Origin of the sequence: Methylobacterium sp. ARG-1, assembly GCF_001262595.1 — a bacterium.
Lineage (GTDB): Bacteria > Pseudomonadota > Alphaproteobacteria > Rhizobiales > Beijerinckiaceae > Methylobacterium > Methylobacterium brachiatum.
On record NZ_LHCD01000020.1, the window covers coordinates 90,325 to 97,500 of the forward strand.

A 7,176-nucleotide genomic window follows, 5' to 3' on the forward strand; every position below is an offset into this window, starting at 1 on the left:
CCCGTCCGCACGCTTGGCCCAGAAGCAGGGCCCATGGTGGCGCGCGCATGAACATTCTGCTGATCGGCTCGGGGGGACGCGAGCACGCGCTGGCCTGGCGCCTGGCCAAGAGCCCGCTCTGTACCCGCCTGTTCACGGCGCCGGGCAATCCCGGCACCGCCCGGCACGGCACCAACCTGCCGGACCTCAAGGTCACCGACCACGCCGCGGTGGCGGCCTTCTGCACCGCGGAATCGATCGGCCTCGTGGTGGTCGGGCCCGAGGCGCCGCTGGTGGCCGGACTGGTCGACGACCTGAAGATCGCCGGGATCCGCACCTTTGGCCCGACCCGCGACGCGGCCCGGCTCGAGGGCTCCAAGGGCTTCACCAAGGATCTCTGCGCCGCCTGCGGCATCCCCACCGCCGCCTTCGCGCGGTTCACCGAACTCGAGCCGGCGCTCGCCTATGTCCGCCGGCAGGGCGCCCCGATCGTCGTGAAGGCCGACGGGCTGGCCGCCGGCAAGGGCGTCACCGTCGCCGAGACCCTGGACCAGGCCGAGGACGCCCTCACGTCGCTCTTCGAAGAGCCCGGCGCCGAGGTGGTGGTCGAGGAGTGTCTCTTCGGCGAGGAGGCGAGCTTCTTCGCGCTGTGCGACGGCACCCGGGCGATCCCGCTCGGCACCGCGCAGGACCACAAGCGCGTGTTCGACGGCGACCGCGGCCCGAACACCGGCGGCATGGGCGCCTATTCCCCGGCCCGGGTGGTGACCCCGGAGATCGAGGCCCGGGTCATGGCCGAGATCATCATGCCGACGCTCGCCGGGATGCGGGCGCGCGGCTGCCCCTTCACCGGCATCCTCTATGCCGGTCTGATGCTCACCGCGGACGGCCCCAAGCTCATCGAGTACAACACCCGCTTCGGCGATCCCGAGGCGCAGGTGCTGATGCCCCGCCTCGCCTCCGACCTCGTGCCGGCCCTGCTCTCGGCTAGCGAGGGCGACCTCTCCGGGATCACGCTCGAATTCGACGCGCACCGGGCCGCCCTCACCGTGGTGATGGCGGCGGCGGGCTATCCGGGCGCCGTGGTCCGGGGCTCGGTGATAAGGGGCGTCGAGGCGGCCGAGGGCGACGGCGTGTTCGTGTTCCAGGCCGGCACCCGGGCCGAGGGCGGGCAATTGCTCGCCGATGGCGGCCGGGTGCTGGCGGTCACGGCGCTCGGCGACAGCGTCACCGACGCCAAGGACCACGCCTACGCGGCCGTGGCCCGGATCGACTGGCCGGAAGGCTTCTGCCGCCGGGACATCGGTTTTCGCGAAGTCGCCCGGGAAGCCGCCGAGCGGGGCTAAAGTCCTGGTTTCAAAAGGTCCGGGACCTTTTGCGGGTGCGGGCGGAGCCCGCTGTCTTCAGGGGCTCCGCCCCCCGAACCCCGGCCAGAGGGCTGGCCCTTTGGGAACCCGTTAATCGCCGATGGCTGCACCGGCCGGACGGCGATTGTCGTTGGCGCCGTAGAGCAGGCCCGGGCGCATCCGCTCCGTGCGGGTCGCATCGTTGCCCGAGGAGGCCACGTCGGCGGCATCCGGCACGGCGGCGCGGATGGCGATCAGCTCCTGCGCCCCCCAGGGTTTCTGCTCGACGATCGTGTGGCCCATGCCCCGCAGGATACCTTGCGTGTCCGCCGAGAGCGCGAAGGGCTCGGCATAGACCGTGTCGGGCAGCCACTGGTGATGGATGCGCGGGGCGTCCACCGCCTCCTGCGGCTCCATGCCGAAATCCAGCACGTTGATGAGCGTCTGGGCGTTGATCGTGATGATCCGCGAGCCCCCCGGCGAGCCTGCCACCAGGGCGACCTTGCCGTCGCGCAGCACGATGGTCGGTGCCATCGACGAGAGCGGGCGCTTGCCTGGCTCGATCCCGTTCCGGGCACCCTGGACCAGGCCGAACAGGTTCGGCACCCCGAGCTTGACCGTGAAGTCGTCCATCTCGTCGTTGAGGAAGAACCCGGTCTCGCCCGCCATCACCCCGGCGCCGAAATAGCCGTTGATCGTGTAGGTCAGCGAGACCGCGTTGCCGGCCTTGTCCATCACCGAGATGTGGGTGGTCTCGGGCCGCTCCTGCGGGAGGTTTTCGGGGGCCGGGCGGATGTCCGCCGACGGGGTCGCCCGGTCCGGCCGGATCGTCGCCCGAAGTTTCTCCGCGTAGGCGGGCGACAGCAATTGCGCCACCGGGTTGGGCCCGAAATCCGGGTCGCCCAGCAGGATGTTGCGGTCGGCGAAGGCGCGCCGCATCGCCTCGACCATCAGGTGCACGGTCCGCGCGGAATTGAAGCCGGCCGCCCGCAGGTCGTAGCCGTCCAGGATCGTGAGGATCTCGCACAAAGTCGTGCCGCCGGACGAGGGCGGGGGCGCCGAGAGGATGGTGGCGCCCCGGTAGCCGCAGCTCAGCGGCTCGGATTCGGTCACCGTGTAGGCGGCGAAATCGGCCGCCGTCAGCAGCCCGCCCCCGGCCCGGGACGCCGCCTCGACCTGGCGGGGGATCCCGCCCGTGTAGAACGCGTCCGAGCCGCCCTCGGCGATGGCCTGGAGGGTGCGGGCGAGGCCGGCCTGGACCAGCCGGTCGCCGGGCCGCCAGGGGCTGCCGTCCGGGCGCAGGAAGATGCGAGCGACGTTGGCCTGCCCGGCGAACAGCTTCGCGCCGTAATCCAGGATGTCGGTGTCGCCCCGGGTGAGCACGAAGCCGTCCCGGGCGAGGGCGACCGCCGGGGCCATGACCCGGGCCAGCGGCAGGGTGCCGTATTCGGCGAGCGCGGTGTTCAGGCCGAGCACGGTGCCGGGCACGCCCGCCGCCTTCCAGCCGCGCAGGCTCGCGCCCTTCACGACGTTGCCGGCGGCGTCGAGATACATGTCGCGGCTGGCCGCCCCGGGGGCCTTCTCGCGGAAATTGATGAAGCGGCTCTGCCCGTCGGCCCGGTGCAGGACCAGGAAGCCGCCGCCGCCGATATTGCCGCAGCACGGGTTCACCACCGCCTCGGCATAGGCCACTGCCACCGCGGCATCGATGGCGTTGCCGCCGGCCTTCAGGATGTCGGCGCCCACCTGCGAGGCCAGGCGCTGGGACGACACCACCATGCCGTTCTCGGCCTCCACGGCCGGTCCCGAGGCGGCCCGCGCACCGGGGCCTCCGAGGGTGACGAGAAGCCCGAGGAGCAGCGCGCGTGCCGGTGCGATCATCCAGGCTCTCTCCGATACGGGTCCGGTGCTGCCATATAGTGGACCAGGCGCCGGAGTCGCGGCTCCCACCCTCCCCCTCATCCTGCTTCGCGGTCACCTCAGGCTGAGGGGTATGGGTGGGAGGCCGGTCGCGCGCCCTCAGCCGTTGCGGAACGTGTAGCTGTAGCCGTTCAGCGCCGGCGCGCCGCCGAGATGGGCATAGAGCACCTTCGAGCCCTTCGGGAAGAAGCCCTTCTTCACGAGGTCGATCATGCCCTGCATGGATTTGCCCTCGTAGACCGGGTCGGTGATCATCCCCTCGAGCCGGGCCGAGAGCCGGATCGCCTCGACGGTCTCCTTCGAGGGCACGCCGTAGACCGGGTAGGCGTAATCCTCGTTGAGCACGACGTCGTCGGCGACGATGTCGCCCGCGCCGACCAGGGCGGCGGTGTTCTGGGCGATCTCGAGGACCTGGGCCTTGGTCTGGGCCGGGGTGCAGGAGGCGTCGATGCCGATGACGTTGCGGGCGCGCCCGTCCGCGGAGAAGCCGACCAGCATGCCGGCATGGGTCGAGCCCGTGACCGTGCAGACCACCACGTAGTCGAAGCGCAGGCCCATCTCGGCCTCCTGCTTGCGCACCTCCTCGGCGAAGCCGACATAGCCGAGCCCGCCGTACTTGTGCACCGAGGCACCGGCCGGGATCGCGTAGGGCTTGCCGCCCTCGGCCTCGACCTCGGCCAGCGCGCGCTTCCAGCTGTCGCGGATGCCGATGTCGAAGCCGTCATCCACGAGCTGCGTCTGCGCGCCCATGATCCGCGACAGGAGGATGTTGCCGACCCGGTCGTAGACGGCATCCTCGTGGGGCACCCAGGCTTCCTGGATCAGCCGGCACTTCATGCCGATCTTGGCGGCCACCGCCGCGACCATGCGGGTGTGGTTCGACTGCACGCCGCCGATCGAGACCAGGGTGTCGGCGCCGCTCTTGATCGCGTCCGGCACGATGTATTCGAGCTTGCGCAGCTTGTTGCCGCCATAGGCGAGGCCCGAATTGCAATCCTCGCGCTTGGCGTAGATCTCGACCTCGCCCCCGAGATGGTCCGTGAGCCGCTTGAGCGGCTCGATCGGCGTCGGGCCGAAGGTCAGGGGGTAGCGCTCGAAATCTTGCAGCATCGGGTCTCTCCGGGTCTTCCGACCGCCGGGACCGATCCATGTCCGGCGGCGCGCCTGTCCGGCACGCAGGAAAGCTAACCCGAATCGCGTGAAAGGTGCTCTCGATCTTGGCCCAGGGACGGCCGGGTGCTTGCATCGATCGCGGCAACGGGTGAGAAATCGTCCGGAAAGCGGCAAAAAACTGAAAGAAACCACCATGTCCGCAGGGCTCGACCGGATCGACCTCAAGATCCTGCGCCTGCTGCAGGCGGACGGGCGCATGGCCAATGCCGAGATCGCCGAGCGCTCCGGCACCAGCGCGGCCACCTGCCATCGCCGGATCCAGCGCCTGTTCACGGACGGCTTCGTGCGGGCGGTCCGGGCCCTGGTCGATCCGGCCCGGGTCGGCCGGGGCACCCTGGTCTTCGTTGGCGTCGTGCTCGACCGCTCGACCCCCGAGAGCTTTTCCGCGTTCGAGGCGGCGGTGCGGGCGATCCCCGTGCTGCTCGACTGTCACCTCGTGGCCGGCGACTTCGACTACATCCTGAAGGTCCGCGTCTCCGACATGGCCGATTTCAACCGCCTCCACAGCGCGACGCTGATCGGCCTGCCGGGCGTGCGCCAGACCCGGACCTTCTTCGTGATGAAGGAGGTGATCGACAACGCGCCGCTCGACCTGTGACGCCGCCGCCCTACCCTTCTCCGCGCCGCTCCTTGCGCAGGACCTCCCAGCGGGCGAGGCGCTCGGCCAGGCGGGTCTCGTAGCCGCGCTCCGTGGGCGCGTAGAGGTGCTGGCGCCCGAGGGCGTCCGGCCAGTAATCCTGGCCCGAGAAGGCGTCGGGCTCGTCGTGGTCGTAGCGGTAGCCCTCGCCGTAGCCGATCCGCTTCATCAGCTTGGTCGGCGCGTTGAGGATCGTGCGCGGCGGCGGCAGGGAGCCGGCCTCCTTGGCCAGCCGCGTCGCGGCTTTGTAGGCGGTGTAGACCGCGTTCGATTTCGGCGCGCAGGCCAGGTAGATCGCGGCCTGGGCCAGAGCCAGCTCGCCCTCCGGGCTGCCGAGGAAGTCGAACGCGTCCTTGGCGGCGTTGGCCACCACCAGGGCCTGCGGGTCAGCGAGCCCGATATCCTCCACCGCCATCCGGACCAGCCGGCGGGCGATGAACAGCCGGTCCTCGCCGGCATCGAGCATCCGGCAGAGATAGTAGAGCGCCGCGTCCGGATCGGAGCCGCGCACGGTCTTATGCAGGGCCGAGATCAGGTTGTAGTGGCCCTCCTGGGCCTTGTCGTAGATCGGCGCCCGCCGCTGCACGATCTCCTGCAGCGCCTCGGCGTCGAGGATCTCGCCCGGGCCGGCGGAGCGCCAGACCTCCTCGGCGAGCGTCAGCGCCGCGCGGCCGTCGCCGTCGGCCATCCGGACCAGCACGCCCCGCGCCTCCTCGGTGAGCGGCAGGGCCTGGCCCGTCAGCGCCTCGGCCCGGACCAGCAGCCGCGCGATCGCGCCCGGATCGAGGGCGCGGAACAGCAGCACCCGGGCCCGCGACAGCAGGGCGGCGTTCAGCTCGAAGGACGGGTTCTCCGTGGTGGCGCCCACCAGCGTGACGGTGCCGTCCTCCATCACCGGCAGGAAGGCGTCGAGCTGCGCCCGGTTGAACCGGTGGATCTCGTCGACGAACAGCAGGGTCGCCTGCCCGGTCGCCCGGCGCTTGCGGGCGGCCTCGAACACCTTGCGCAGGTCGGGCACGCCGGAAAAGATCGCCGAGATCTGCTCGAAATGCAGGTCGGTGCCCTGGGCCAGAAGCCGCGCCACCGTGGTCTTGCCGGTGCCGGGCGGTCCCCAGAAGATCAGCGAGCCGAGGCTCTTTCCGCGCAGCAGGCGGGTGAGCGCTCCGCCCTCCCCGGTCAGGTGCTCCTGGCCGACGACCTCCGCGAGGCTTTGCGGGCGCAGCCGGTCCGCGAGCGGGCGGCTCGCCTCCGCGACGGGGGCGTGGCCGGAATCCGGTCCCGATGGGGGCTCGGCGGAGGCGAACAGGTCGGACATCCGTGCATCAACACCGGGCCCGGCGGCGGGCGCAACCCGGGATCCAGGCCTTGCCCACGGCCATGAGCCGGATGCGCGCCGTCCGGCTCAGCCCCCGAACACCGAGGTCATGATCTCGCCGTTGCGGTTGATCACGACCTCCCAGGAATTGAGGGTGTTGCGGGTGACCCGGTCCAGGTCCTTGGTGGTCGCCACCGGCACGCCGTTGACCGCCACGACGATGTCGCCCTTCTGAAAGCCGAGCCGGCCCGCGATCGAGCCCTCGTCTACCGCCTGCACGGCCACGCCCTCGGCCGGGAAATCGACCTGCAACTCCTCGGCCACTGCGGGCGAGGTGTTGACCAGGGTCGCGCCCTGGAACGGCGAGCGGGTCCGCACCTTGAGCACGTCGCGCGGGCGCGTCTCCGGGGCGGGGGCGAGCTTGACCGTGACCGTCTGGCGGGCCGTGCCGCGCAGGATCCCGAAGCGGGTCTGGCCCTGGATGCCCTTGAGCGCGAAGCGGTAGCCGAACGCCTCCGGGTCGGCGACCTCCTGGCCGTCGATCGTCAGGATCAGGTCGCCGCGCTTCAGGCCGGCCTCGTCCGCGGGGCTCTTGGGCTGCAGGCTCGCCACCAGCACGCCGGTGGGATGATCGAGGCCCATGCTGTCGGCGATGTCGGGGGTCACGCTCTGGATGCGCGCGCCGAGCCAGGGCCGGCGCACCATGCTCGCGCCCTCGCGGGCCGCGTCGACCACCGCCTTGACCATGCCGACGGGGATCGCGAAGCCGATGCCGTGGCTGCCGCCGGATTGCGAGTAGATCGCCG

At 71.1% G+C, this 7,176-nt stretch carries 6 protein-coding genes (1 of these 6 only partly in view); 2 read left to right on the forward strand and 4 right to left on the reverse strand.

Annotated elements, in window-relative coordinates:
- The first annotated feature begins 47 nt into the window (after positions 1 to 47).
- The gene (gene purD / locus AKJ13_RS18650) at positions 48 to 1,325 is read left to right on the forward strand and encodes a phosphoribosylamine--glycine ligase (protein ID WP_050734703.1); all 1,278 of its coding nucleotides are present in this window, start codon (positions 48 to 50) and stop codon (positions 1,323 to 1,325) included.
- A gap of 111 nt (positions 1,326 to 1,436) precedes the next feature.
- Here purD and ggt read toward each other — a convergent pair whose 3' ends face one another.
- Entirely contained in the window at positions 1,437 to 3,206 is a 1,770-nt protein-coding gene (ggt, locus tag AKJ13_RS18655) for a gamma-glutamyltransferase (RefSeq protein WP_050734704.1), read from the reverse strand.
- A 138-nt stretch (positions 3,207 to 3,344) separates the two neighbouring features.
- Positions 3,345 to 4,355, reverse strand: a complete 1,011-nt coding sequence (locus AKJ13_RS18660) for a 1-aminocyclopropane-1-carboxylate deaminase (RefSeq protein WP_050734705.1) — start codon at positions 4,353 to 4,355, stop codon at positions 3,345 to 3,347.
- 196 nt (positions 4,356 to 4,551) lie between these two features.
- Here AKJ13_RS18660 and AKJ13_RS18665 point away from each other — a divergent pair, with 196 nt between their 5' ends.
- Positions 4,552 to 5,016, forward strand: coding sequence for an Lrp/AsnC ligand binding domain-containing protein (locus tag AKJ13_RS18665; RefSeq protein ID WP_050734706.1), 465 nt, complete (start codon positions 4,552 to 4,554; stop codon positions 5,014 to 5,016).
- Between the two features lie 10 nt (positions 5,017 to 5,026).
- On the opposite strand, the gene AKJ13_RS18670 is transcribed toward AKJ13_RS18665, so the two are convergent.
- Complete coding sequence (locus tag AKJ13_RS18670) at positions 5,027 to 6,370, reverse strand: replication-associated recombination protein A (protein ID WP_050734707.1); 1,344 nt, start codon at positions 6,368 to 6,370, stop codon at positions 5,027 to 5,029.
- An 87-nt stretch (positions 6,371 to 6,457) separates the two neighbouring features.
- Positions 6,458 to 7,176 carry the end of a DegQ family serine endoprotease gene (locus tag AKJ13_RS18675; protein ID WP_050734708.1) on the reverse strand. Its footprint extends 739 nt past the window's final position, so only the last 719 of its 1,458 coding nucleotides appear in the window; its start codon lies beyond the right edge, outside the window; the stop codon is at positions 6,458 to 6,460.